The 26,599-nt window shown below is 37.9% G+C and carries 19 protein-coding genes; 18 read left to right on the top strand and 1 reads right to left on the bottom strand.

Features of this window, described 5'->3' with window-relative positions; translation table 11 throughout:
* Positions 1-375 precede the first annotated feature (375 nt).
* The 10 genes from QUG14_RS08000 (at position 376) to QUG14_RS07955 (ending at position 12,238) form a co-directional block, all read left to right on the top strand.
* Positions 376-1,233 (top strand): ABC transporter permease, encoded by an 858-nt coding sequence (locus tag QUG14_RS08000; protein ID WP_289344098.1) that lies wholly within the window; start codon positions 376-378, stop codon positions 1,231-1,233.
* A gap of 20 nt (positions 1,234-1,253) precedes the next feature.
* The gene (locus QUG14_RS07995) at positions 1,254-1,937 is read left to right on the top strand and encodes a YesL family protein (RefSeq protein ID WP_289339985.1); all 684 of its coding nucleotides are present in this window, start codon (positions 1,254-1,256) and stop codon (positions 1,935-1,937) included.
* Positions 1,900-3,408 (top strand): extracellular solute-binding protein, encoded by a 1,509-nt coding sequence (locus QUG14_RS07990; protein ID WP_483310714.1) that lies wholly within the window; start codon positions 1,900-1,902, stop codon positions 3,406-3,408. The genes QUG14_RS07995 and QUG14_RS07990 overlap by 38 nt, the downstream gene beginning before the upstream one ends.
* Before the next feature lie 95 nt (positions 3,409-3,503).
* Positions 3,504-4,628: a glycoside hydrolase family 88/105 protein gene (locus QUG14_RS07985; protein WP_289339983.1), complete on the top strand. Its 1,125-nt coding sequence runs from the start codon at positions 3,504-3,506 to the stop codon at positions 4,626-4,628.
* 4 nt (positions 4,629-4,632) lie between these two features.
* Positions 4,633-5,967 carry a glycoside hydrolase family 28 protein gene (locus QUG14_RS07980; RefSeq protein ID WP_289339982.1) on the top strand — a complete coding sequence of 445 codons (1,335 nt, stop codon included), beginning with the start codon at positions 4,633-4,635 and terminating at the stop codon, positions 5,965-5,967.
* A complete protein-coding gene (locus QUG14_RS07975; RefSeq protein ID WP_289344097.1) occupies positions 5,967-6,863 on the top strand; it encodes a dienelactone hydrolase family protein in 897 nt (298 codons plus the stop codon). The genes QUG14_RS07980 and QUG14_RS07975 overlap by 1 nt, the downstream gene beginning before the upstream one ends.
* Positions 6,833-7,762 carry a pectinesterase family protein gene (locus tag QUG14_RS07970; protein ID WP_289339981.1) on the top strand — a complete coding sequence of 310 codons (930 nt, stop codon included), beginning with the start codon at positions 6,833-6,835 and terminating at the stop codon, positions 7,760-7,762. Before QUG14_RS07975 ends, QUG14_RS07970 begins: the two co-directional genes overlap by 31 nt.
* A gap of 27 nt (positions 7,763-7,789) precedes the next feature.
* Entirely contained in the window at positions 7,790-8,251 is a 462-nt protein-coding gene (locus QUG14_RS07965; protein ID WP_289339980.1) for a DUF4064 domain-containing protein, read from the top strand.
* Entirely contained in the window at positions 8,208-9,776 is a 1,569-nt protein-coding gene (locus tag QUG14_RS07960; RefSeq protein ID WP_289339979.1) for a glycoside hydrolase family 43 protein, read from the top strand. The genes QUG14_RS07965 and QUG14_RS07960 overlap by 44 nt, the downstream gene beginning before the upstream one ends.
* Before the next feature lie 47 nt (positions 9,777-9,823).
* Positions 9,824-12,238: an Ig-like domain-containing protein gene (locus QUG14_RS07955; protein WP_289339978.1), complete on the top strand. Its 2,415-nt coding sequence runs from the start codon at positions 9,824-9,826 to the stop codon at positions 12,236-12,238.
* A gap of 147 nt (positions 12,239-12,385) precedes the next feature.
* Here QUG14_RS07955 and yiaA read toward each other — a convergent pair whose 3' ends face one another.
* Entirely contained in the window at positions 12,386-12,856 is a 471-nt protein-coding gene (yiaA, locus tag QUG14_RS07950; protein WP_289339977.1) for an inner membrane protein YiaA, read from the bottom strand.
* Between the two features lie 316 nt (positions 12,857-13,172).
* Here yiaA and QUG14_RS07945 point away from each other — a divergent pair, with 316 nt between their 5' ends.
* From QUG14_RS07945 to QUG14_RS07910, 8 genes are all read left to right on the top strand, one after another.
* A complete protein-coding gene (locus tag QUG14_RS07945) occupies positions 13,173-14,741 on the top strand; it encodes an alpha-L-rhamnosidase-related protein (RefSeq protein ID WP_289339976.1) in 1,569 nt (522 codons plus the stop codon).
* A gap of 222 nt (positions 14,742-14,963) precedes the next feature.
* Complete coding sequence (locus tag QUG14_RS07940; RefSeq protein WP_289339975.1) at positions 14,964-18,407, top strand: glycoside hydrolase family 3 C-terminal domain-containing protein; 3,444 nt, start codon at positions 14,964-14,966, stop codon at positions 18,405-18,407.
* A 187-nt stretch (positions 18,408-18,594) separates the two neighbouring features.
* Positions 18,595-20,358, top strand: coding sequence for a sensor histidine kinase (locus QUG14_RS07935; RefSeq protein WP_289339974.1), 1,764 nt, complete (start codon positions 18,595-18,597; stop codon positions 20,356-20,358).
* Between the two features lie 2 nt (positions 20,359-20,360).
* Complete coding sequence (locus QUG14_RS07930; protein WP_289339973.1) at positions 20,361-21,848, top strand: response regulator; 1,488 nt, start codon at positions 20,361-20,363, stop codon at positions 21,846-21,848.
* 45 nt (positions 21,849-21,893) lie between these two features.
* Positions 21,894-23,210, top strand: a complete 1,317-nt coding sequence (locus QUG14_RS07925) for an ABC transporter substrate-binding protein (RefSeq protein WP_289339972.1) — start codon at positions 21,894-21,896, stop codon at positions 23,208-23,210.
* A gap of 190 nt (positions 23,211-23,400) precedes the next feature.
* Positions 23,401-24,720, top strand: a complete 1,320-nt coding sequence (locus tag QUG14_RS07920) for an ABC transporter substrate-binding protein (RefSeq protein WP_289339971.1) — start codon at positions 23,401-23,403, stop codon at positions 24,718-24,720.
* An 85-nt stretch (positions 24,721-24,805) separates the two neighbouring features.
* Positions 24,806-25,672, top strand: coding sequence for a carbohydrate ABC transporter permease (locus QUG14_RS07915; protein WP_289339970.1), 867 nt, complete (start codon positions 24,806-24,808; stop codon positions 25,670-25,672).
* Positions 25,672-26,565, top strand: a complete 894-nt coding sequence (locus tag QUG14_RS07910) for a carbohydrate ABC transporter permease (RefSeq protein WP_289339969.1) — start codon at positions 25,672-25,674, stop codon at positions 26,563-26,565. Before QUG14_RS07915 ends, QUG14_RS07910 begins: the two co-directional genes overlap by 1 nt.
* Positions 26,566-26,599 lie beyond the last annotated feature (34 nt).

Genomic DNA, 26,599 nt, shown 5'->3' with positions numbered 1-26,599 from the left:
ATCCAAATTCCGTATATAATCAATATCCCACTATTGAATCAACAACAAAGAGAACGCTTTCATGATGTGAAATTTACACTATAAACGGATAATCACAACAAGTTAAAAACTATCATTATAGTGGATACGATGTTTAAAAACACTGATACCAAAGGGTTTTGTAAGCGTAATCATAAAATGATTATGTACGTAATTTTTCATTTTCAGTATGCTTAGAGCAAGAAAGGAAAGCCAAATGATAAGAGGAGGAAAGAAATGGAAGGTGCTGTGAATCAAAATAACCAACCTTTGCCAATCTTGACCGCAAAGCAGCTAAAGATTAAAAAAAGACAAAAAGTTTTAGCGGGATTAAAAACGAATAAAATCTTATACCTAATGATTTTTCCTGGAGTACTTTATTTCCTTATATTTAAGTACTTGCCGATGGCAGGTCTCATTATTGCGTTTCAAGACTATCAGCCATTCTTAGGGATCTTAGGAAGTCCATGGGTGGGTCTCAAACATTTTATTCGTTTATTTTCCGAACCTACCTTCTTTATGTTATTAAAGAATACATTAATTTTGTTTGCCTTAAATCTTGTGATCTTTTTTCCATTACCGATCATAGTGGCTCTCATGCTGAATGAAGTGAAAAATAAATATTTTAAAGCAGGAATTCAAACGCTAATTTATATCCCTCACTTTATGTCTTGGGTAATTATTGTTTCCATCTCTTTTATCTTTCTGAATGTGGATGGCGGTATTATTAATGAATTTTTAGTATTAATAGGTTTGGAGAAAATCAGCTTCTTAACTGCACCTGATTGGACAAGGACAGTTTATATTGCACAAATCATTTGGAAAGAATTAGGCTGGTCAACGATCATTTATTTAGCTGCTATTACTGCAGTGGATACTCAATTATATGAAGCAGCTGAAATGGATGGTGCCGGTCGTCTTCGAAAAACTTGGCATGTTACATTGCCTGCTATTCGTCCTATTATTATCACACTACTAATCTTGAAAATTGGAAGCACTCTTGATCTAGGTTTTGAGCATATGTATCTTTTACTTAATTCATTAAACCGTAGTGTTGCAGAAATTTTCGATACCTATATTTATACAGCTGGTTTAAAGAATGGTCAGTTAAGTTTCAGTACTGCTGTTGGTTTATTTAAAGGTCTTGTTGGATTAGTATTAGTCATTCTTGCAAATAAATTAGCGAAGAAATTTGGAGAAGATGGCGTGTATTAAAGAAAGTTGGAGGGGATATCTTGCTGCAATCAGTGGAAAGATTAAATCACATTTTAACGATCATCCTTAACTTGGTATACGTGAATTTTTTATGGATACTCTTTACCATTTTGGGATTAGGTATATTCGGTATTGGCCCCTCCACTTATGCCTTGGTTAGTATTTGCAGGCAATGGGTTCGTGGTCAAAGCCTGCCAGTTTTCAAAACCTATTGGAAGTATTACAAAGAGAGTTTCAGAGAGTCTGTCATCATAAGTTGGATATATCTAATAGGTGGAATTGTTTTAATCGTTGATTTAATGCATGTAGCCAATTGGTATGTTAGGGTAGCATTATTTGTGATTAGTTTTATCTATTTATTATCACTAGTTTATATCTTTCCGATTATGGCTCATTATAATTGGAAGGGAATTCGCATTAAAATCAAGATGTCTCTAATTTTTGGTTTTTCCTGTCTACAATATTCACTGGTATTATTTTTGGTTAATGGTGGAATTTATTGGGCAGCAACCAACTTTTTCCCAGGGGTTTTAACCTTTTTAGGTATTAGTTTCTTATTCTATTTAATTACTTGGACAGCTAATCAAGTGTTTACAAGAATGGAAACGATGGATGCCAAAGAGCTAAAAGATAAATATATTCACCAAAATGCAAAGGAGAATTGGGATGAAAAAACAAATGGTATCAAAGTTAGCCAGTGTTAGTTTAGCAAGTGCGCTTCTATTAGCAGGGTGTAACAGTACAGCTTCTAACAACAATTCATCAAAGGAAGAAGACAAAAACAGTACAATAGAAATTTCTTGGTTAAACATTCTGCATACAGCTTCACCACCGACAGATACGGTGTTAGACCAAATCGAGAAAAAAACTAATACAGAAATTAAATTCTCTTGGATTCCAGATGCATCAAAAGAGGAACGTCTCAATACAGCATTAGCTTCAGATTCTTTAGCAGATATTGTTACTTTAACCATTTTGGAAAATTCTTCTGTCCGTAATGCCTTGAAATCAGGGATGTTCTGGAATGTAGAAGATTATTTAGATGAGTTTCCTAACTTAAAAGCAATTTCAAAAGACATTCGTACTTCAGCTTCTATCGAAGGTAAGCTTTACGGCATACCGTTCCAAAAAGATTTAGCACGAAATGGTGTCGTTCTTCGTAAAGATTGGTTAGATAAAGTAGGTTTGGCTGTTCCTAAAACAACAGAAGATTTAATGGAAGTAGCGAAAGCGTTTACAGAAAAAGATCCTGATGGTAATGGGAAAAATGATACAACTGGATTTATGGATCGTAGTGATTTAATCTATGGTGCTTTCAAAACATTAGGATCATACCATGGTACACCAAATAATTGGCAGGTGGACAGCAAGGGAAACTTTACAGCTGAATTTGAAACTGATGGCTATGTTGATACGATGGACTACATGAAAGAGTTATATGAAAACGGTTGGATTAACAAGGACTTTGCTGTAACAGCGAAGACAGATCAACAGCAAAACTTTGCTCAAGGCAAGGCAGGTATTTATGTGGGAGCTCTATTTGACGCTAAAAACCTACAAACAATGGCTGCAGGCATACAAGATAATATGGAAATTGCCTTAGTCAATGATATGACTTCTGATTCTAATTCTGAACGAGCCATTTGGTCTGCAGGTAATGGTATTGGAGGATTAATAGCATTCCCACGTTCAGAAGTAAAGGATGAAGCAGAATTAAAACGTCTTTTGAAATTCGTTAATGATTTATTAGATTCAGATACCTATACGTTGATGACTTACGGAATTGAAGGTACACATTATAAGATTAATGATGAAGGCGCTTATGAAATTATTAACCAGGATTTATGGCAGCAAGAAGTCCAGCCATTTGCCGCTTCACGTCCGAAAGAGGCTGGTTATGGTTTAAAAGATCCTAACCCAATTAAATCATTAGCAGATGATATGATTGCTGAAAACGCAAAATATGCTGTCTTTAACCCTGCCGTTCCTTTAGAATCACCAACTTACACCACACAAGGTTCGGAATTACAAAAGATTATTACGGATGCTACTTATCAATACATCTTAGGTGAAATCTCACTTGATGATTTTAAGCAAGCAGTGAAGAATTGGAATGACCAAGGCGGAAAAACAATAAAAGAGGAATATAAAGCAGCGCATAAAGCGGCAAAATAATCACCAATGGAGGTCTTTTTATTGAATTTTGTTCAATAGAAAGTACCTCCATTCTATATCCTGCATGTGAATATAATAGGAATGAGAATAGGAGAATGATAGTGATGAATTGGTCCGTTAGAACAGCAAGCTCAATAATGGAAAGACTCCCTCGCTTATATGAAGACAAAGGATATATAGGAAAGTGGTCCTATGATTATGGAGTGATATTTAAAGGGTTTGAAAGGGTCTGGAAGCAAACAGGAGAACAGAAATATTTCACTTATATAAAGGAAAACATGGATTATTTTATCCAAGAAGATGGATCAATAAAAGGGTATCGGCTGGATGAATATAATATCGATCATATTAATAATGGAAAAATGTTGTTTGTCCTTTACAAAGAAACCGGAGAGGAAAAGTATCGAAAGGCAGCAGAATTATTGCGCAGACAGCTCGAAACACACCCTAGAACATCTGAAGGTGCATTTTGGCATAAACAAATCTATCCTTATCAAATTTGGCTGGATGGTTTATACATGGGTTCACCTTTTTATGCAGAGTATCAAACAACCTTTGCTAATGGGGAAGGTTTAGAGGATATAATCCGTCAGTTTAAACTTAGTTATCAGCATTTAATAGATGAAAAGACAGGGCTTTTATATCACGCTTGGGATGAGAAAAAAGTGCAGCCATGGGCCCATAAAGAAACGGGTTTGTCAGAGAACTTCTGGGGCCGTTCTATGGGCTGGTATGTATTAGCTTTAGTAGATACATTAGAAATCCTTCCTAAAGATACACCCGATCGAGACTTTCTTGTACAGATACTAGAGAAAACATTAAAGGCACTAGTAAACTACCAGGATGAAGCAAGTGGTGTCTGGTATCAAGTAACAGATAAGGGACATGAAAAAGGGAATTACTTAGAAGCATCGAGCAGTAGTATGTTTGTATGTGCAATGGCAAAAGGAATTCGACTTGGAGTTCTAAATCAACAAGTATGGGAAGCACAGTTAAAGAAATCACATCAAGGATTATTGAATGAATTTGTCTTGTTAACGAAAGAAGGCTGGGTGAATTTAAATAAGAACTGCCAGGTTGCTGGACTGGGCGGCGATGATCAACGGGATGGTACTTATACGTATTACATTAGTGAACCGATTATTTGTAATGACCAAAAAGGGGTAGGCGCATTTTTACAAGCTTTAGCTGAATTTGAAGAAGTCATGAATGAGGAGTAAAGATATGACCACTTACTATATTACCGATTTTGGTGCATTAGCCGATGGGAGTTTATGCACCAAATTTATCCAGAAGGCTATTGATGAAGCCTATATAAACGGTGGCGGCCAAATCGTGGTTCCGTCAGGTGTATTTTTATCTGGTGCTTTATTTTTAAAAGATAATATTGAATTGCATTTGTCAGCAGGGGCTACTTTAAAATTTTCGGATCAACAGGAGGACTATCCAGTGGTAGTTTCTCGTTGGGAAGGTGTTGTACGAGAGGTATATGCGTCTTGCTTATTTGCAGAAGACGCAAAAAATATTTCTATTACCGGTTTTGGCACAATTGATGGTAATGGGGAGAAGTGGTGGCAGATTTTTCGAAATGAGCAAGAAAAGCTGGCTTATCCACGACCAAAATTGATTAGTTTTGATGGATGTGAGCAGATCACAATCCGAGATGTGACATTAATCAACTCACCAAGCTGGACCGTGAATCCGATCCGTTGTCACGATGTAACCATAGACAATGTTTCTATTATCAATCCAGCGGACTCACCTAATACAGACGGAATTGATCCAGAGTCTTGTAAGAACGTAAGAATCAGCAATTGTCACATTGATGTTGGAGATGACTGTATTGCGATTAAAGCTGGTACGGAAGATACTGCTGAAAGGGTTTCTTGTGAGAACATTACCATTACGAACTGTACAATGGTTCATGGACATGGGGCGGTGGTATTTGGAAGTGAAATGAGTGGTGACATCCGGAATGTGACGATTAGTAACTGTACCTTCCAGGAAACGGATAGGGGAATTCGATTTAAATCACGACGTGGACGCGGAGGAATCGTTGCGGATATCCGAATCGACAATATTGTCATGGATCGTGTAATGTGTCCATTTATTTTAAACCTGTACTACTTCTGTGGACCTAAAGGAAAAGATAAATATGTCTGGGATAAAAATCCATACCCAATAACAAAAGAAACACCATCCTTTAGAAGAATACACTTTTCTAATATTACGGCCCGAAATGTCCATGCCTCAGCTGGGTTTATCTATGGTTTAGCGGAGCAATATGTGTCCGAAATTACATTTAATAACATTGATATTTCTATGGCAGAAAATGCGATTCCCGGGAAACCAGCGATGATGGCAGGAATAGAAGATATGAATAATCGAGGTTTTTATGTAGGTTTTGCGAAAGACATCCTATTTAACCGAGTAACCATTGAGAATCATGAAGGTCCAGCATTCCATGTCGAATATTGTGAGGATGTAGAGATTACCAACTGCAAGTCTAAAAATACAAAAGCGGAAGAAGTACTTCTTAAGGAAGTAGGGGTAGTGTGATTGAGATAAGGCGAAAACATCTAATCGATTTATTAGGAGAACGTTCAAAGTCGGAAAAGATATCTGCGGAATTAATAAATGTAGACAAAAGGCCGGGTTTTGTTTTAGAAAGTTTAATGCTGCATTTAAATGACATCGAAACCGTCCCTGCTTATTTTGCTAAACCATTAAATACAGTTGAACCTTTGCCAACCGTTATCTTTAATCATTCTCATGGTGGCAATTTTGATCAAGGGAAGGAAGAACTCTTAACCAGTTCCTCCTATTTACAATCCCCTTCTTTCGTTGAAGCGATAGTCGAACTTGGGTTTGCTGTTTGTTGTATTGATATGTGGGGCTTTAATCAACGAAAAGGGAAACAGGAAAGTGAATTGGTAAAGGAAATGCTGTTAGATGGTCAAACGCTGTGGGGGATGCGGATATTCGATAACATGGCCTTGTTAGATTATCTAGAAACCCGATCAGATGTAGATCCTGCCAGATTTGCAACAATCGGAATGTCTATGGGTGGTTTAATGAGTTGGTGGTTAGCTGCATTAGATGAGCGGATAAAAGTCACAGTGGACATCGCAGCCCAAGTAGATATCGAGACACTAAAACAGAAACGTGGTTTAGATCATCATGGTTTTTATTACTATGTTCCTGGTTTTCTAAAACATTTTTCTACATTAGCACTTCAAGAAATGATTGCCCCAAGACCACGCCTCAGTATGATCGGTAAGGATGATCGAATGTGTCCGATTGAAGGAGCCGAATTTTTAAACGAGCAATTGAAAAGAACGTATGAAAAACAAGGTGTTTCGGAGAATTGGGAAGGGTGCATACTTACAGGTGGACACCTGGAAACAAAGGAAATGAGATCATTATGGAAAACTTTCTTAAAGAAACATCTATGAATTTTGTTGAGAGTCTAGTTGTTGGAAGAAATGAAATATGTGATTTTTCTAGTATCCAAGAGGCTTTGGATAGTTGCGGAAATGTCAATGGACCGGTAAAAATAACGGTCTTAAGTGGAGAGTACTATGAAAATATTACCTTATATCAATCTAACATTTCATTGATAGGTATAGGCTCTGTTAAGGTGATTGGAAATCGGTTTGCTTTACAAAAAGATGAACATCTACGAGAAATTGGTACTTTTCAGACGGCAACCCTTTTTATCAATGGTGAAAATATTCGTTTAGAAAATCTTGAGATTATTAATAATGCAGGACCAGGAGAAAAGGTAGGTCAGGCGATTGCCTTATATAGTGAAGGAAATAACGTAATATTTAAAAACTGCTCCTTCAAAGGGTATCAGGACACCATTTGTCTGGGACCCCTGCCAGAAGTGCAAAAAAATGGCCAGCCTTTTTCTACGCCTGAAATAAGAACCACATATGAAGGAAACAAGAGTCATTTTATTAGTTGCTATATAGAAGGAACGGTCGATTTTATTTTTGGAGGTGGAGAAGCGGTGTTCCAGGGCTGTGAAATTAAGTCTTTGAGAAGATCGCTAAACAAAGAAGGATACATTACAGCAGCTTCCACTTCAAAACATAAAAAAGGTTTTTATTTCTATCAGTGCTGCTTAACAGCAGAGGCAGATGTTAGCAATGTCTTTTTAGGAAGGCCGTGGCGCAACTATGCAAAAACTACATTTGCTAACTGTATGGTAGGTTCACATATTCATCCGAGTAGATGGGATGATTGGGGAAACAAAGCAAATAGAAAAACCGTAACTTATAAAGAAATTAACAATCGATATACCTTTCAAAGTGAAATGAAACCCTTAGATTGGATCGATTTCTTATAAGTAGATTAATAGAAAGGAACATGGAGAATGAAGCGAAAATGGGAAGTGATGATTGGAATAGCAGGTGTCATACTTTGTGTAATTTTCTTAGGCGGTTTTTCATTGACGATAACTTCCATGGAGGAAAGTACTTACGAGACAACCGTTTTTCCTATCCTGCAGGAGGGTGTTTCTGAAGAATACGTTTCAGAGAGCTTTGAAGCTGTGAAAGCGTTAGCTATATGGTTTGGTGTTGCCCTGCTAATTGTATTTATTCTAGTTGCTCTGGCTACTCTATCAATTTGGCGAAATAAATATCCTAAAAGGGGAGCTGTGTTCTTTATGTTTGCCGGCTTAGCAACTTTAATGGGTACCCAATTTATTGCCTTTCCCTTGGCTTTTCTCTTTTTTATTGCTGGAGCCTTATGCCTATTTAGAAAAATAAAGGAAAAAGAAGGTGTAGGAAATGAATCGAACAAAAATAGTCAATCCGATTTTGCCAGGATTTAATCCAGATCCGTATATTTTGAAGGTGGATGATACTTATTATATAGCTGTTTCTTCCTTTGAATGGCTGCCAGGTGTTCGCATTTATAAATCAAAGGATTTAGTAAATTGGGAACATGAAACCGATATATTAACGAATCAAGTAGATTTACGAGGCAATCCCCAAAACGGAAGCATTTGGGCACCTCAAATTAGTTATGCAGACGGTTTATATTTTCTGGTCTACACCGATGTAAAAAGTACAAAACGACCATTCAAAGATAGCCATAATTATTTAATTTCAGCACCAAGTATCAATGGGCCATGGTCAACACCCGTGTACTTAAATAGCAGCGGCTTTGATCCATCTTTATTCCATGATCGTGACGGAAGAAAGTGGCTGCTAAATGAAATTTGGGATTATCGTATCGAAACAGGCAATAAATCAGTCGGAGTTGTCCTTCAAGAATATGATGTAGAAAAACAAAGTTTAGTAGGACATATCTATAAAATTTTTGATGGTACAGAATTGGCAAAAACAGAAGCCCCACATATATACCGTCATAATGATTATTACTATTTAATTACCGCTGAAGGTGGAACTGGTTCGGGTCATTCCGTTACGGTTTGTCGTGCAAAAGAACTTACCGGACCATATGAATTGGATCCACACTATCCCATTTTGACAGCTAGTGATAAACCCGAATCACCATTACAATGTACAGGACACGGTAGTATTGTTCAAACCCCGATGGGCAACTGGTATATGGTCTATTTATGCACTCGTCCATTAATGGGAAAAGCAGCGATTTTAGGTCGTGAAACGGCTATTCAAGAGGTTTATTGGACAGAAGATGGCTGGCTGCGATTAGTAGATGGTGGCAATGGACCTTTGTTAGAAACAGAAATCATTACCCTAGGGCAAGTTGTACAAAGAAAAAACACAAACTTTCGAGATGATTTTACTGGTGTTCTCGCCAAAGAGTGGAATAGCCTGCGTATTTTGGCGGATGATTCTTGGTGCGATTTATCAAGTCGAGAAGGGTATTTACGTGTAATCTCTGGTGACTCCATCCAATCCTTATTTGAACATCATATTCTGGCTATACGCCAAAAAGATTTCCGATTTGATGCCTATACGAAAATAGACTATAACCCAAAAACCTATAATCAAATGGCTGGATTATTGTTGTATTTAAATGATGGTAATTATCTTTATGCCTACCTAACTTGTGATGAGGTAAGAGGTCGTGTTATTCGATTGATGGCATGTAGAGATGGGGAATATACCCTATTACCAGACATTATTCCAACAGAAGAAGGCGAAGTAGAGTTAAAGATCGAAGTCGATGGTCCAGTTGGAAGATTTTATTATCGGATGTGTGAGAGTACTTTTTGGCAAGGAATTGGAGAGTCTCAGGATTTATTATTCTTGGCTGGAGGATTTACCGGTAACTTTGTTGGAATTGCTGTTCATGATATGGATCGGAAAAATGGATCGTATGCTGATTTTGATTTCTTTGAATATCAAGGAAAAGATTCACTGTAACAAATAGAAAGAGCTCCAAAATTATTGTCATGAGGAGATGGTAACCCTTGAAAAAAAGGTTATTAATAGGAAAGAAAATACATGCTGCCATTTTAACTTCAGCCTTAGCTATTTCAAGTTTGTTAGTAGCACCAGATAATAATGTGAATGCGATAACTGCAGTTGAAACTATTGATAATGTACTTGCATTTCCCGGTGCAGAAGGTGGAGGACGGTATACTTCCGGTGGAAGATTTGGTGATGTCTATATCGTTAATTCACTTGAAGACTATGGAACTGGAGAAAAGTCAATCCAAGGATCTTTGCGTGATGCCTTAAGTAAGGACAATCGGTTCATCATCTTTAACATCTCTGGAGCAATCAATCTAAAAGAACCATTATCTCTAAGAAAACGAAAGAATATAACGATTGCCGGACAAACCGCACCAGGGGATGGAATTACTCTAACTGGATACGAAACGAATATCAGTGATTCTGAGAATGTTATTATTCGCTACCTTCGCTTCCGTCCAGGGGCTGAAAATGTACATAGCGGTGATTCCATGGACGCCATTTGGGGTAGAAGTATGAAGAATGTCATGATAGATCATATATCAACAAGCTGGTCTACTGATGAAACAATGTCCTTATATCGTGCGGAAAATATGACTGTGCAGTGGTCAATTGTTGCGGAAAGTTTAGCGATGAGTGGCCATACGAAAGGTCGTCATGGGTACGGTGGTATTTGGGGTGGAGTCAACACAACCTTTCATCACAATCTAGTAGCTAATCATACTTCTCGTAACCCTAGATTAGGCGGGGGTACTGCCGAGGCAGATGACAATAACCATATTGGCTTATTTGATATAAGAAATAATGTAATATATAACTGGGGTTTTAACACTGCATACGGTGGAGGCAGAGCCTATGCTAATTATATGAATAATTATATGAAGCCAGGATTAGGCACTCGTGCCAGCGTAGAATCACGGGTGATTGACGCTGGGGAGAAAGACAAACCAGGTAAATTTTACATTAATGGAAATGAACTAGAAGGAAATGCTGAAGTATCCAACGATAATTCAAAAGGTATTTATGTCTCTGAAAGTGCTTCCCCATCAACGGAAATTGTAAACGAAGAGTTTAAGATGGATGGTACATCCGTGGAGGCACTAAGAACTACTTCTGCTGAGGAAGCATATAATGAGGTTTTAGCTAAAGCGGGAGCAACCTACCCAAAACGAGATGCCTTGGATGCTAGAATAATAAATGAAGTGAAGTATAATCAAGGTAGATTCGTTAATCGCCATGAAGAAGTAGGGGGACTCCCATACACAGCTGTCATTACTCGGTCAGAAGATTTTGATAAAGACGAAGATGGTATAGCAGATGAATGGGAATTGAATAATGGATTAGATCCAAACAATGCTGACGATAGCACAACATTAGCGGTGGACCAAAGTGGATATACTTATCTTGAACATTACGTTAATTCATTGGTTGATATGGAATTTAAACCAGAAAATCCAGAAGTATTAATGAAAACACCAACAACGAATCAAATCTTTCAAACTGGTGAAACCATTACGATAGAAGCAAATGTAACAGATGGGACCGACATTGAAAAAGTAGAGTTTTATAATGGAGACAAGATTATTGGAAAGGTAACAAGAGAGCCTTTTGTAATGAGTACCCAGTTACCTGATGGTACGTATTATATATCTGCAAAGGCGATTTCGAAATCTGGTCTTCAGACACAGGCAACGGCATCCATTATCCACGTTAATACTAAAACGAATCTAAAAATGTGGAAATCAATTGATATTGGAACACCCAATATTCCAGGTCATACTTCTTTAACTGATGAAATTATGACTGTAAAAGGATCTGGAAAGCTAATTGCAGATGAGGATAAATTCCACTTTGCTTATCGTAATATGGCAGGAGACGGAGAATTAATTGCAAAGATAGAGACTATGACACCTGTGGATCATCATGCTTTTGCTGGATTAATGGTCCGAGAAAGTCTCGAACAGGATGCAAAAACGGTAGCTTTTGGTCTTTCTTATACCAAATCTTACTCTTGGAAGGAAAACGGAACAACTTACTATAGAAATCCATGGTCCGCCTATGTAGCCGCACGTTATGAACAAGGTGGAAATATGGACGATTTAGGTGAAAACCTTGATTCTCCTAGTAATGCGACAGAATCTGGAGTTGCATTAATTAATGATATACCATTTAAAGATAAGGAAAAATCTCTGGGTTATTATCTTAAACTCAAACGAACAGGTAATGTTTTTAGTGCAGAAGGGTCTGCCGATGGAATTAACTGGATTCCAATAGGAGAACGTACGATAGAAATGAATAAAAAGGTTTACATTGGAATGGCTGTTGATGGTAACAAAGTAGATAATCAATTAAACAATCTAAATACAGCTACCTTTACTCATATACAATTGAACTTTGCCAAAAAACAATAGTGCGGCTTGTTAGATATCTACACACTTTTTAAAGCTATCTAAAACCATGAGTCCGTAATGCCAAGTTTCATTTCTCTTACCCCTTACTTCCATAAAAAAACACCAACTAAGTAAAGCTCCCTTAGTTGGTGGATTTTAATTCATTACTCAATCTCTTTCTCGTGCCCGCTGTGTATCTCTAATATTTTTTTGAACCGTTATCGCAGCAAATAAACTAAGAACAAAGGACATCCCATAAAATCCCTTTTCACTTAAATCAATACTTCCTGCATTGTATAAACCGATACCCATTAATGAAATAGCGATTATAAGTGCCAACCAACTAATCCCATAATAAATATTCGTCACTGGTATTCCCTCATCTTTATCTCTTACCGCTTTTTGTAAAGATACCGCAGCATAGAGCCCGAATATTAAAACCGAAAAGTAATATCCTTTTTCGTTCAGCTGCATCGAAGCGTTAAATAAGCCAATCAGATAAGCCGCAACTCCTACCAATAACGCCGCCCAAGAAGCCCCGATAAAGGCTGGAGTCGGTTCTCCTTCTTTTCTTTCCACTTTCAACTTTGAATCCTTATGTTTTCCTTTATCAAATAAAACCTCATTTTCATTAGACATTGAATAGTTCCCCTTCCTCTTTTTATCTAATAAATTGGAGCACCAGATTACCTGAATTGCTCCTTCATAAATCCATTATATAGAATTTTCTTACAAATAATAGATAATTTTTTTATCTAGAGATAAATCTATTTTTAAAAATATATAGATAATCAAAACGTATGTACCAAAAAAAAACATACCAAATCCAAAAAAACAGCGCTTTCAATAATTTTTAGATTAAACTAAACTAATGAAAAAGATCTATTGGCCTGCCAGCGAGTTTGTAGCCAATATTGTCCAAACATACTAAATGGAAGAATCAGGAGTTGGTATTATGAGCATTCAAAAGCTACAAAATCATGTAATTGTACGAAATGAGCGATTTATTGAACTAGCGGAAAATTTAAAGCCTCATCTTAATGAAACGATTGTGGAACCAACAGCAATTGTAGAAATAAAAAGCAATAAAGAAGTAATTCATGGCTGGAAGTCAGAACGTATTGCTCCTGCCTCCACTCTAGCCGAAAATCAATATGGCAAAGGTGATTCAGTAAATCTTGATTTTGGCGATCACCAGGTTGGGTATCTTTCCATAAAAATTCGACCAGAGGGCAGTCCACCAGATGCACCTCTCAAATTAAAGTTGACAATAGGTGAAATGCCGGTTGAAGTCGTGGAACCGTTTGAAAACTATAATGGTTGGCTTAGCAGTTCATGGCTACAGGAAGAAACAATTTATGTGGATGTACTGCCAACAGAAATTACCTTGCCGCGAAGATACAGTTTCAGGTATGTCAAACTAGAGGTACTCGATACATCACCTAAATACCGTGTTGTCTTTGAAAAGGTAGAATGCTGTGCTGTGACATCTGCTAATATAAATGACATCCAAACGATTTCCCACCAAGATAAAGAACTTCAAAGAATGGATGAAATTAGTATTAAAACACTAGCAGATTGTATGCAGGATGTCTTTGAAGATGGACCGAAACGAGACCGCAGACTCTGGTTAGGCGATTTGCGACTTCAAGCATTAGCAAACTATGAAACCTTCAAAAACAATGATCTTGTCAAACGTTGTTTATTTCTTTTTGCAGGTGTTCCTGATGACAAAGGAAAAGTTCCTGCTAATGTTTTTGTTGCGCCAAAACTCATGGCAGACGATACTTATCTATTCGATTATTCCTTGTTCTTTGCTTCCACATTACATGATTACTATTTTGCTACAAATGATTTAAAGACTTTACAAGAACTTTGGCCGACAGCTTATAAGCAGGTAGAACATGCACTGGAACGACTAGATGAAAATCATATTTTAAAGGATTCTGCCGACTGGTGGTCATTCATCGATTGGCAGGATGGATTAAATAAACAAACTCCTTCTCAAGCAATATTAATTTACACAACGAAACAGGTCATTCGTCTTGCCCAAGAATTAAATGCACCTGAAAGTGATCTTTTGAAAGTCAGTATAGAAAAAATGGAGAATGCTGCCAAAACCCATTTGTGGGATGAACAGCAGCAATTCTTTATTAGTGGTTCAGACCGCCAAGTTTCGTGGGCAAGTCAAATTTGGATGGTGCTTGCAGGTGTTTTCACTAAGGAAGACAACCAGAAACTTATGAATCATTTGTTAAAAGTAAAGCCTGAAGTTGGAATTGCGACCCCAAACATGTACCATCATCTCGTAGAAGCACTTCTCGTTTCGGGAGAGAAAGAGCAGGCAGTAACAGAATTAAAAACGTACTGGGGCGGAATGATTCAAGATGGTGCCGATACATTTTGGGAATTGTATGATCCAAATAACAAAGATTTTTCACCATATGGAAGCCATTTAATCAATAGCTATTGTCATGCCTGGAGCTGCACGCCAACCTATTTAATAAGAAAATATGATTTGTAGAATGATAGATTATACGGACAACCCAGGCAAATTTTTGCAGGGTTGTTCTTTTTTGGATTATCCTGTTTTCGATTGTCCTAAAAAATACATACATAATCAAAAAAATAGCCCACTATCTGTCCTGCCAAGGGATAGGCTATGATGTTTATATAGGAGACCGGTCCCTATCGAAAAAGTTCAGAATTTTGAAAACGCTTTATATTTGGGGGAGGAAGTGAAAAGATGAAGAAATCCCACCTCTTTGCGCTGGGAAAAAGAACACTATCCGTCATGCTTGTTACTACGCTTACAGCAGGGTTGGTTAACTTCCATGCTCCGGCAAAACAAGCTGAGGAGAGCATCGTCTTTAAAAAACAAGTTGGCGGTGTATTTGATGGCATGCCGTTATTTGACGGTGAGCCTGAGCATTTGGATGAGTTTGTTGACACCTACTTTGAATACACAGGCTTAGAAGGACCAGCAGTTTATGCAACCGGTTCAAGGAATCATTACACTTTACAGCGCGGGCCAAATGCTGGAAAAGTTATACCAGGTGCTCTTTCAGCAGCTGATAACGTTCAAGGAATTTCTACAGACTTTCCTGCATTAGTAGGGATGGGTCAAACTTGGAACAAAGATCTTCTATCTGATATCGGAAAAGTAATGGGAAGCGAAAAAATCAGTACTCTCAAAGTAAAACAAGGAGAATCGAACATTCATGGCGGTGCCAATGCTTCGGCAACCGTTGCCTTCACGGTTGTAAGTGATATGCGGATTAATCCATTGAGCGGAAGATTTGACGAGGGATTCTCGGAAGATGCTCATATGGCTGCTGAGATGATTGACGGGATGGCAGCTGGCCTTAGTGGAACGGATCAAGAAAAGAGTGACGATGGGTTCTGGATGCGTGCAGCTGTAGGAACAAAACACTTCTCCGTATATAACGCACAGTGGTTCCGCCAAAGTGCGAATAATAGTGCAGGTGCACGTTCGATTTTTGAATATCAAACACGCAGTCCTTTGAAAGCGCTTAGCACCGGTTCGGTTGCGGGAGTAATGACATCATTTGGCCGTACGAACGGTATACCTAACATCTTTTCTCCGTATCAAATTCATGCTAATAATTTCTCGAAATATGGAGTTTACAGTTCTCCGGACTTTAATGGAGACCAACTCGTCTTTCAAGCAAATATGCAAGGGAATGGCTATGACACCCAATATGCAACAGATAGGACTAATGCTACAATCTTAATGATTTTGGCTAAGGCAAACGCTGGTCGCCCAGGACCTAGTATTCCGAATGCCTTGGCAGATGTTGCGGCTGTAGTGGGTGCAGTTGAACAGGGAAGATATGGTATTACCAAGGAAGATCTGATTGAGGCAGCTCGTCCGCATATGAACCAATTGGTTCGTGTGGGTGTCTTTAATGAAGTAGATGAAAATGGAATTCCAAAGAATTATCCTTTTGCACAAGAAGCGAAGGATGTAAGAGCTGTACCTGCCACTTTCAATGCGCCTGAACATCAGGAAGTAGCCTTGCGTGCAGCCCAGGAAAGTATTGTGCTGCTCAAGAATGATGGCACGCTGCCACTTGAGAAAAACAAAAAGGCTGCGGTTTCTGGTGTGTATGCAGATTCAAGATTCAAAACTACCTACTCGGTAGGAACAACGCCACAAATTGAAAACTCTGGAATCTCTCCATTGTCGGCGATTATTAAAGCAAATGGGGCCAACAATGTTTCGTACGACCCTGCAGTTAAAGTGATTGCATTAAAATCAAAACTGAACGGCCAAACCGTCACTGCTGATGTTAATGCTCCTAACGTTACGAATGGTTCTCAACTAGTAACGACTTCCGAATCTTTAGATGTAAATAACCCTGCGCATTTATTCGAAGTATATAATTGGGGACAGGAAGGGTACAGCTTACGTTCAGTAAAGAACGGGCGTTGGTTAACATCCCCTAATGCAGCTAATTCGGCTATCGAAAATACTAATAATACTGCATTAAATTTGACCAATAATGACTGGGATCTTGCACAGATGGTTGGACAAACCAGTGCAATTCCGCCAACCATTCGTGTAGAGAAAAATGAAGATCAATCACTGTCACTGATTGCCAGCGGATTCCGGACAGGATTTGGCGGTGATTTCACCAATTGGTATTATTCAAATGGGCGCTTTATTACAACGGGTTCTGATGGGAAATTGAAAACATCTGCGGCTCCACTTGGTAATAAAGTAAACGCCGCTAACCGCAATGATGTTGTGAAATATGAACAAACAGTTGTTAAAGAAGTTGGCGCGCAAGCAGTCAAGCAGGCAGAAACAGACGATTATGCAGTTGTTTTCGTCGGAGCCATCCCACGCCACAGTGCAGGGGAAGGTAACGACCGCTCTGACTTGAATATGAGTACTGCAGACTACGAGCTAGTTGAGAAAGTCTCTGCTGCCTTTGCGGCAAAAGGGAAAAAGACGGTTGTCGTGGTAAAAACCAGCTTCCCTGTTGGCATGGAAAGGATCCAAAACAATCCGAACGTATCTGCTATAGTCTACCAGCCATATGGCGGACAGTATGATAGCATAGCACTAACTCAAGTTCTATATGGTGACTATGCACCAACAGGCCGATTATCTTCCACATGGTATGCAGATATGTCTGCATTCCCAGCAATTAGTAAATACTCAATACCTGAGGGGAATACAACCATTGGTCTTGCAGATATTGACCCGCGTTTTGAAGTGGATATGACGAATGCAGACCCTATTGAACAAAAGTTGACTTACATGTACACAAATGCGAAGGTTACTTATCCGTTTGGATATGGTCTTTCTTACAGCAACTTCACATACAGTGATTTTGCTGCACCGGTAAGTACTAACGGACAGGAATCATTCGTTGTTACGGTAAAAGTTAAAAATACCGGGAAAGTAAACACATCCGAAGTTGTTCAGCTATATGCAAAAAATAAAAAATCAGTTTATGGCACTTATGCTCCACAAAAGCAGCTGGTTGCATTTGAAAAAGTTTCCCTCGCTGCAGGTGAAACAAAAACAGTGACACTTTCTGTGGATCCTAAAGATTTAGCCATCTGGGATGTCAATAAAGGTGATTTCATTGTTGAGGAAGGTAGCTATAAGCTTATGGTAGGTGCTTCATCAAATGATATCAAAGCGGAGAAGGAAATTGCGATTACTGGTGACTCACTGTCTGCACTTCCTGCAAATAAACCATTTAACGTGTTCGACCATTCATTCGCTTCTAATGAAGTAGTGTATCACGAGGTCTCTAAGCAACGAACAGCAGAAAGTTTAAAGGCGGAAAAGGTTGTAGGCGGATATCACGCTGTCCGTTCGAAAGGAAATGGATCTTGGGTAGCATTGCCAAAAGTAGTTCTGACAGGTTCCAAAAAGGTAACAGCGTCGGTTGCAAGTGATATGGCTGGCGGCAAAATTACCTTACATGCAGATTCTGTAAATAGTGCACCTATTGCAGAAATCAATGTTCCTACTACGGGAAAGAACACGTATACCATTCAAAATGCCGGGGTAACCGTAAACGAGTTAGGGTACACGGAGGTTACGGTCGACTTGGGTAAAAATGCACCAAAAGGACAGCATACGATCTATGTGAAATTCCACGCACCTGACCTTAGAATTGATAGCCTTGCTTTTAAGGTAAAGTAAAGTTTTACCTGTTAAATGGAATAGAAATACAGCCCTTGCCAATCGCAGGGGCTGTGCTCTATTATTCTATGAGCCTTAAAAGTAAAAAATCATATAGTAAAACTTTAAATTTCAGTTTATGATGACACTATAATGATAATATTGAGTGCCCATATCTCCTACATATTCTTAAAAAGGGTGGACAATCATGAGAGAAATATTCAGAAGAGTCAGAAACCATTTTCACAGTGATAAGATTAGATATAAGTATTTTTTTATCATGATTTGTTTATCTATATTTCCACTTATTTTGCTAGGAGTTATTTCATTCAATATTGCCAAAAATACACTTGTTCAAAATCAGTTGGAAACGACCGGAAATAATCTTCAATCATATAGTGAGGTGACTGATCTATTATTTCGAAACATAATCAATATGGAACGTGTTATTTCTTGGAGCACTAGTGTACGCCAGGAATTGGTGGACAGCGCTGCTTTTTCAGAGATAGGGAAGAATGTCTTAGACGAGAATACAACAAAACGTATGCAAGATTTAATTTCCAGTTATTTTATTGATACAGAAGATATTGATTCCGTTTGTTTATTTGATGTTCAGTTTCGTCCTGTTTGTTACGGCAATCATAATAGTATTGGAAACTATGATACAAGTCATATATACAAGGATATTTCAAATTCGGATTGGTATAAAAAGAGTGTTCATGCACAAGGCAGACCGATATTCTTCAGTTATAATGTACTTGCGAAGACAGAGGATGATACTACGTTTTCATCGATAAAATTGTTACGTGACCCACAAAATGTCTTCGATCCAAAGCAGATTGGCATACTAGTTGTTAATATTAAAAAATCAATGTTTGCTAGAGTCATAAATGATGATAGTGAAAGTGTTATTGCGGTAATCGATTCTTCAAAGAATGAAGTAAATACAGTTTTTAGTAATCCTTCTACGTTGGATTACGATTTGAGTAAAGAGAAAAACATTCAGACAACCTTTCAAAAATTACAACAGCAAGGTTATCTAATTAGCAGCTATACCAACCAAACCACTGGTTGGACTTTTGCGAATATAACAAAAGAGAAGGACCTGCTAAAGCAGTCTAATAAAATTGGAATTATCACTGCTAGTATTTCTTCCATTATTGCTTTTTTGGCGCTATTAATCTCTTTCATTCTATCTGGAAAAGTTGCAAAACCATGGGTGCAGTTAAAGAGAATGACGATAGACTGGGCCAAAGGTCTGTGGGGGTCAGGAGACGATCATGAGACTGATACCATAGGAGCAATCGGGGAAACATTCCAAAGAATAACGGTTGAAAATAAAGAGTTAAATCAGCGACTTATTCATTCACAGTTAAAGGAGAGAGAGGCAGAACTTCGTGCCTTGCAAGCTCAAATAAAACCACATTTTTTATACAATACGTTGGACTCTATTTATTGGATGGCAATCTTGCAAAACAACCGTGAAATCGCTGAAATTGCGGTGGCCTTATCGGAAAGCTTTAAATTAAGTCTAAATAATGGAGAAGATAAGATTCCTATCGCAAAGGAATTGGAACATATCCACCACTATTTGACGATCCAAAATCTCCGATACAAGGACCGTTTTCGGTATATCGAAGATGTAGATCCAGAATTGCTAACTAAACCGATTCTTAAACTTCTGCTCCAGCCATTTGTAGAAAACGCAATCTATCATGGTCTAGAGCCAAAATTTGGGGAAGGTTGTATTGAGTTAAAAGGGAGAATATCTGATGAATGGATTCTTTTCACAATCTGTGATGATGGTGTCGGAATAGAAGATCTGAGTGTTACTGAAAATGGTTATGGGCTGAAAAACGTTCGTGAAAGACTCATGTTATTTTATGGAGAAGATAGTTCGCTAACTGTAACTAGCAAGGTAAATGAGGGAACATGTATAGAAATTAAATTTCGCGATGTTCGGGGGGAGTAGATATGTTAAAAGCAGTGATTTTTGATGATGAATACATTGTACTTCAAGGTTTACAAAGGATGATTGACTGGTCAAAATACGGAATAGAATTAGTAGGAACGGCTAATAATGGCTATGCTGCTATTGATCTTGTTGAAACCCACTCACCGGACATTGTTTTTACAGATATTCGAATGCCTGGAATGGACGGCTTACAGGTGGTGGAGAAGATTCTAGCCGCTGCACCTGAAATTATTTGTATCGTTTTTAGCGGTTTTAATGAATTTGAATATGTAAAAAAAGCGATAAAACTCGGTGTTTCAGATTATCTAGATAAGCCGATTACCATACCCATGATGGAGGAAACTCTTAAAAAGATCCAAGAAAAAGTTCAAAAACAGAAAACGGTTTTATCTCTTGAAGAAAAATGGGAGGATAGCCGTAACGATCTAATAGAAAAAGCCACTTTAGATTTACTCCTTCAAGGTGTGGATGCATTTCCTAAGTGGAGGAATAGTTTTGGTGAAGGAGAAAAGGATATTGTAGGAATTACTGTCCTTGCGCTATCAGAGAAAATTAAAGATTTGCCAAATGACGCCTCTTATCTCCCGGTATATGTTCGAAATGGAGAAGAACATTTACTAGTTATCTTTCATTATGATGGGGATACCACATCCCTTTTGAAGCAATTATTGTATTGGCCAGGTGAAAATGGGATCTCGATAGGTTCGGGGCGTACCTATCAGAACCTTATTGATGCACCCAAAAGCTATAAAGAATCACTGCAGGCATTAAGGTATGGACACTTTTTAGAACAGGGAGGATGGACACGATTTGAGGAAATTGGAGAGAATCCAAATCTACCTGGTGATCTATCTGAACTGGAAGAATCTATCATATTCTATTTGCGTACAGGTGATAAAGTTGGGCTATTTAAGCAGCTAAATGAATTTATTAGTAAAATCCAATCCCAGCGCTTGAATCCAGACTTGATTGAGAGTGAAATTTTAAAATTAATTTATCTTGGAATGGAAGTAGCGAAAGAAACAGGGGAAGATATTTCAAAAATCAGTCAGGGAAATTACTTGCCTCATATCGAAATTAGGATGCTGAATACAAAGGAGAAAATGTTCAATTGGCTCAAGAGTCAAATGGAAATGATTATGGATTGGTTCATCCAGATTAGACGTGATAAGAAGCATGAAGCAGTAGAGAAAGCTTGTGTATATATAGAAAGAAACTTTTCTAAGGATTTGACTTTACAGGATGTTGCGGAGTATGTAGGGATGAATCCTACCTATTTTAGCCTACTCTTTAAGGAAGAAATGAAGATTTCTTATATCAAATATTTAACTAAGTTTCGGATGGAACGTGCGAAGGAGTTTTTACAGGAAGGGTATAAAGTAGCCGATGTAAGTGAAAAAGTAGGATACCATACGTACCGACATTTCTCGGAATTATTTAAGAAACAGGTTGGAGTAAATCCTGGTCAATATCGAGATTCCTTTTAATACTCATTAATAAATAAACAACTACTAATGAAGAAAGAAGCGAGAATGAGTATGTTAATTGCTAAAAAATTTTTAGTTGCAATATCACTACTAACGCTATTTTTTGGCGTTTTGACAGGCTGCAGCAGTAACGAAGGAAGTATTTTAAACACAACCAACCCAAAAGAGAGTACCATTAGTATATTAATTGACAATCAAATTGAACAGGATGGAATTAGAGCGGTTGCGGCCAATATTGAAGAAAAATATCAAATTAAAACAGAAATAGAAACACGTCCGAGCGGAGTTGAAGGTCATCAAGTAATGAAAACCCGATTAGCGACAGGTGATATGGCTGATTTGGTTTTTTATAATTCCGGTTCGCTCTTACAGGCGCTTAACCCAGAACAATACTTTGTTGATTTAACGAATGAACCTTTTATGAATAATGTATATGACTCTTTTAAAAAATCAGTAATGGTTAACAACAAAGTATTTGGCCTTCCATTTGGGAATGCATTAGCTGGCGGATGGCTTTATAACAAAAAGGTATATAGTGATCTCGGTCTTGCTGTTCCAAAAACGTGGGATGAATTGATAGCAAATAGTGAAAAAATTAAGGCTGCTGGTAAAACGGCAGTGATAGGTACATACAAGGATGATTGGACCTCTCAGCTTATCGTTCTTGCGGATAACCATAATGTCATTTCTCATAACCCGACATTTGCTGAGGATTTAACTGCCAATAAAGCTAAATTTGCGACTACACCTGCAGCATTAAGAAGCTTTGAAAAATTATCAGAAGTATACCAAAAAGGTTTTTTAAATAGTAACTTCCTAACAACTTCCTATAAAGATGGGGTAAAAATGTTGGTAGATGGGACTGGTGTTCAGTATCCTGCAGTCTCAGGAATTCTGTCAGTAATTAACCGGGATTATCCTGGTGAAATTAATGATATTGGATTTTTTCCTCAGCCGGGAGACAGCCCTGACACATATGGAATGACAGTATTTACGCCAGCTGCCATTTATGTTAACAATAATACTCAGAATATAGGGGCTGCAAAAAAGTGGTTAGCCTATTTTGCATCACCAGAGGGAGTAAAAACCTTTCTTTCTAAGAAGATTATTGTCGGTCCACTGGCTATTAAAGGGATGGAGGTTCAACCAAATATCATACCTGCAGTGAAGGATATGCTTCCTTATTTTGAATCTGGAAACACCACTCCGGCACTCGAAAACTTGATCCCGTTAAAGGGACCAAATTTACCGCAAATAACCACACAAGTAGGAAGCGGGCAAATATCAGCTAAAACCGGTGCAGAATTATATGACCAAGACGTAGAAAAACAAGCAAAGGAACTCGGTTTAACGGGATGGTAGATAAACCATTATATGAGTCTTCTTTCTATTAAACAGAAAGAGGGCTTTTTTTGTTCCTTATCCAAAAAAATCAGACGTATATCCAAAAAAAGCATCACTTAAAATCTACTATGAAAGCGCTTAAAATGAAAGTATCACCAAGTAATCGCCAAGTAATTTTAGATTAGACACATTATAAGGGGGAAAAAAGATGTTCAAAGCAAAAAGAAAAAAATTAGTACCATTATTACTTAGCAGCGCACTAATGGCAGGAGTATTAGCAGGGTGTACCAGCAAAGAAGAAACTAGTTCAGGTGATGGGAAAAGTTCAGAAACAGAAACGGTTACATTTTTAATTGATAACCAAACACAACTAGACGGGATCGAGGCAATTATTGATGAGTTTGAAAAGAAAAATAATATAAAAGTAGAAATAGAGACTCGTCCTGGCGGGTCTGAGGGCGACAATATTATCAAAACACGACTTGCAACAGGAGATATGACAGATTTGGTTTGGAATAACTCAGGATCCCAATTGCAGGCACTAAATCCTGAGCAAAATTTTGTTGACCTGAGTAAAGAACCATTCATGGAAACTATCATGGACGATTACAAAGATGCCGTTTCTGCAAATGGCAAAGTGTTTGGAATTCCGGGTACTCCTACAAATGCGGGCGGCTGGTTATATAACAAAAAGGTTTATGCCGACCTTGGCCTCTCGGTTCCTAAAACATGGGACGAATTGATGGCGAATAACGAAAAAATTAAACAAGCTGGTAAAACAGCCGTTATTGGCACATTCAAGGATACTTGGACATCTCAAGTAATTGTTCTTGCGGATAACTATAATGTCCTCCAAGAAAATCCGACTTTTGCCGAAGATTTTACTGCAAACAAGGCAAAAATCGCTGCTACTCCAGCTGCACTTCGCAGTTTTGAGAAATTAGAAGAAGTATTTAAAAAAGGTTACATGAATAAAGAATTCCTAGCTACTGGCTATGATGCAGGATTAAAAATGTTAGCGGACGGTGAGGGAGCCCACTATCCAATGATTACCTTCGCATTAGCAAATCTGGCAACAACTTTTCCAGACAAAATGCAAGATATCGGAGTTTTCGCTCAGCCAAGTGATAGTGCAGAAAAAAATGGTTTAACGGTGTGGATGCCAGCAGGTATCTTTATTAACAAAAATAGTGAGCATATTGATGCTGCAAAGAAATTTTTAGAGTTTTACGTTTCCCAAGAAGGTGTGACAATCTATTCATCTAAAATTCCTCCAACTGGACCGTTTGCCATTGAAGGTGTAGAACTTCCTGACGATGTGTACCCAGCAGTGACAGACATGATTCAGTACTTTGATTCTGGTAATAATGCTCCTGCTCTTGAATTCTTGAGCCCTGTTAAAGGTCCAAGCTTGGAGCAAATTACAACGCAGGTTGGAAGTGGAATTAGTTCAGCCAAAGAGGGCGCTGAATTATATGACAAAGATGTTGAAAAACAAGCAAAACAATTAGGTCTTGAAGGTTGGTAAGGAATTTTCATCAATAATTTATTGGCCCTGACTAGTCTCTAGCAGGGCTGCTATTTTCTAAAGGGTTTGAAGGGAGGAGCAGCAGGTGAATAAGTTAGCAAATAAAACCTATACGTATTACTTCTTATTACCAGCAGGAATTATTTATTTTGTTTTTTTCTTGTTGCCAACGATTATGTCCCTGTTTTTCAGTATGACATGGTGGACGTTAACAGATTGGGAATTTATTGGTTTTGAGAACTTTAAAACTTTTTTATCAGAACCATCTTTAAATATTGGTTTTAAAAACACATTGATCTATGCAGTGGTAACAAGTGGTTTGAAAGTCATTTTAGGTCTATTGCTTGGCGTATACCTTAGTTCTAAGTTGAAAACAGTAGGATTTATTCGTTCGATGATTTTTTTTCCGACACTATTAAGTACCATCGCAGTTGGTATTGCCTTTACGATGATGATGCATCCTTCACAAGGAATTATTAATATTGTACTTCAAGGCTTAGGAATTGTCGGACCTGACTGGTTAGGGGATACAAATATTGCCCTTTTATCAGTTGCATTGGTGGATGTGTGGAAAGGAGTCGGAATGGCGACCGTCATCTTCATTGCAGGCATTATGTCGATTCCACAGGATTATTATGAGGCACTAAAAATTGATGGCGGAAACGCTTGGCATAATTTTAAAAGTATCATCTTACCGCTTAGCCGTCCTGCAATGAACACAGTTATTATTCTTTCTTTTATTGGCGGGTTACGTTCTTTTGATTTAATCTGGACGATGACAAAAGGTGGACCAGGCTTCAGTACAGACTTGATTGCTTCTATCATTTATAAACAGTATCAGGCTGGATTTTTCGGCCTTTCAACCGCTGGAAACGTGATTTTATTCATACTGGTTTCTGCCTTAGCATTCCCTCTATATTCGTATCTCAATAAAAAAGAGGTGGATTTGTAATGAGTAAAGTTGTACTGGGGGATTTTGAAACAAACCCCATAATAAATAAAAAAAGGAAGACAATAACAGGCAAGAAGTTATGGAAGATTTTTGTGGAATGTTTCGGGGTCCTGGCAACATTAGCAATCTTTGGAATTCCTTTTTATTTTGTCATTATTAATGCTTTTAAAAATACACAGGAATCTTCTTTATTAAATATGAATTGGCCAAGTTCCTTTCATTTGATGGAGAATATCCAAGAGGTAATAACCGCAAGAGATGGAATGATCATTCGAGCATTTTTTAATAGTGTGATGATTACTGGATTGTCTATTATTCTTTTAATCATCCTTGGTGCTGCTGCCGGATATGTATTGCAGCGAAAAGTAACGAAAGCTACTCCTTTCTTTAACTTTCTAATACTAGCAGGGCTGATTATTCCCCCAGCGGTAGTTCCGACAATATGGGTACTACAAGAAATCGGATTGTTTAAAACACTGCCAGGAATAGTCCTGATAGAAGTGGCACTAAATTTGCCATTTACGATTATTTTGTATCGAGGATTCATGGTTACGATTCCAAAGTCTCTGGATGAGGCGGCACTAATTGATGGCTGTGGAAGATTTCGCTTATTCTTTAACATCATATTACCGTTATTAAAGCCAGTTTCTGCTACTGTCATTGTATTGACTGCTGTTAGCGTCTACAATGACTTCGTTAATCCATTATACTTTTTTCCCGGTGCAGATAACGCCACATTACAACTAACACTTTATAATTTCATGAGTATGTACATGACAAAGTGGAATTTGCTGTTCACGAATGTCTTATTAATTTCAATTCCACCGCTCATCTTGTTCATCATCTTTAACAAGAAGATTGTTGCAGGAATGACAGCCGGATCTGTCAAGTAATGGGACTATCCTACTGGCATTCACTATATATATA

The sequence above is a fragment of the Neobacillus sp. CF12 genome, assembly GCF_030348765.1.
Lineage (GTDB): Bacteria > Bacillota > Bacilli > Bacillales > Cytobacillaceae > Neobacillus.
The sequence above is the reverse complement of the archived record's forward strand: the minus strand, read 5'-3'. Positions and strand labels throughout refer to the sequence as shown.

Bases quoted from the DNA above. Each gene is read 5' to 3' on its own strand.
- yiaA (WP_289339977.1), bottom strand. From the start codon at position 12,856: ATGTCTAATGAAAATGAGGTTTTATTTGATAAAGGAAAACATAAGGAT.
- QUG14_RS07930 (WP_289339973.1), top strand. From the start codon at position 20,361: ATGTTAAAAGCAGTGATTTTTGATGATGAATACATTGTACTTCAAGGT.
- QUG14_RS07980 (WP_289339982.1), top strand. From the start codon at position 4,633: ATGACCACTTACTATATTACCGATTTTGGTGCATTAGCCGATGGGAGT.
- QUG14_RS07945 (WP_289339976.1), top strand. From the start codon at position 13,173: ATGAGCATTCAAAAGCTACAAAATCATGTAATTGTACGAAATGAGCGA.
- QUG14_RS07965 (WP_289339980.1), top strand. From the start codon at position 7,790: ATGAAGCGAAAATGGGAAGTGATGATTGGAATAGCAGGTGTCATACTT.
- QUG14_RS07985 (WP_289339983.1), top strand. From the start codon at position 3,504: ATGATAGTGATGAATTGGTCCGTTAGAACAGCAAGCTCAATAATGGAA.
- QUG14_RS08000 (WP_289344098.1), top strand. From the start codon at position 376: ATGATTTTTCCTGGAGTACTTTATTTCCTTATATTTAAGTACTTGCCG.
- QUG14_RS07940 (WP_289339975.1), top strand. From the start codon at position 14,964: ATGAAGAAATCCCACCTCTTTGCGCTGGGAAAAAGAACACTATCCGTC.
- QUG14_RS07970 (WP_289339981.1), top strand. From the start codon at position 6,833: ATGGAAAACTTTCTTAAAGAAACATCTATGAATTTTGTTGAGAGTCTA.
- QUG14_RS07925 (WP_289339972.1), top strand. From the start codon at position 21,894: ATGAGTATGTTAATTGCTAAAAAATTTTTAGTTGCAATATCACTACTA.
- QUG14_RS07910 (WP_289339969.1), top strand. From the start codon at position 25,672: ATGAGTAAAGTTGTACTGGGGGATTTTGAAACAAACCCCATAATAAAT.
- QUG14_RS07990 (WP_483310714.1), top strand. From the start codon at position 1,900: ATGAAAAAACAAATGGTATCAAAGTTAGCCAGTGTTAGTTTAGCAAGT.
- QUG14_RS07935 (WP_289339974.1), top strand. From the start codon at position 18,595: ATGAGAGAAATATTCAGAAGAGTCAGAAACCATTTTCACAGTGATAAG.
- QUG14_RS07960 (WP_289339979.1), top strand. From the start codon at position 8,208: ATGAATCGAACAAAAATAGTCAATCCGATTTTGCCAGGATTTAATCCA.
- QUG14_RS07920 (WP_289339971.1), top strand. From the start codon at position 23,401: ATGTTCAAAGCAAAAAGAAAAAAATTAGTACCATTATTACTTAGCAGC.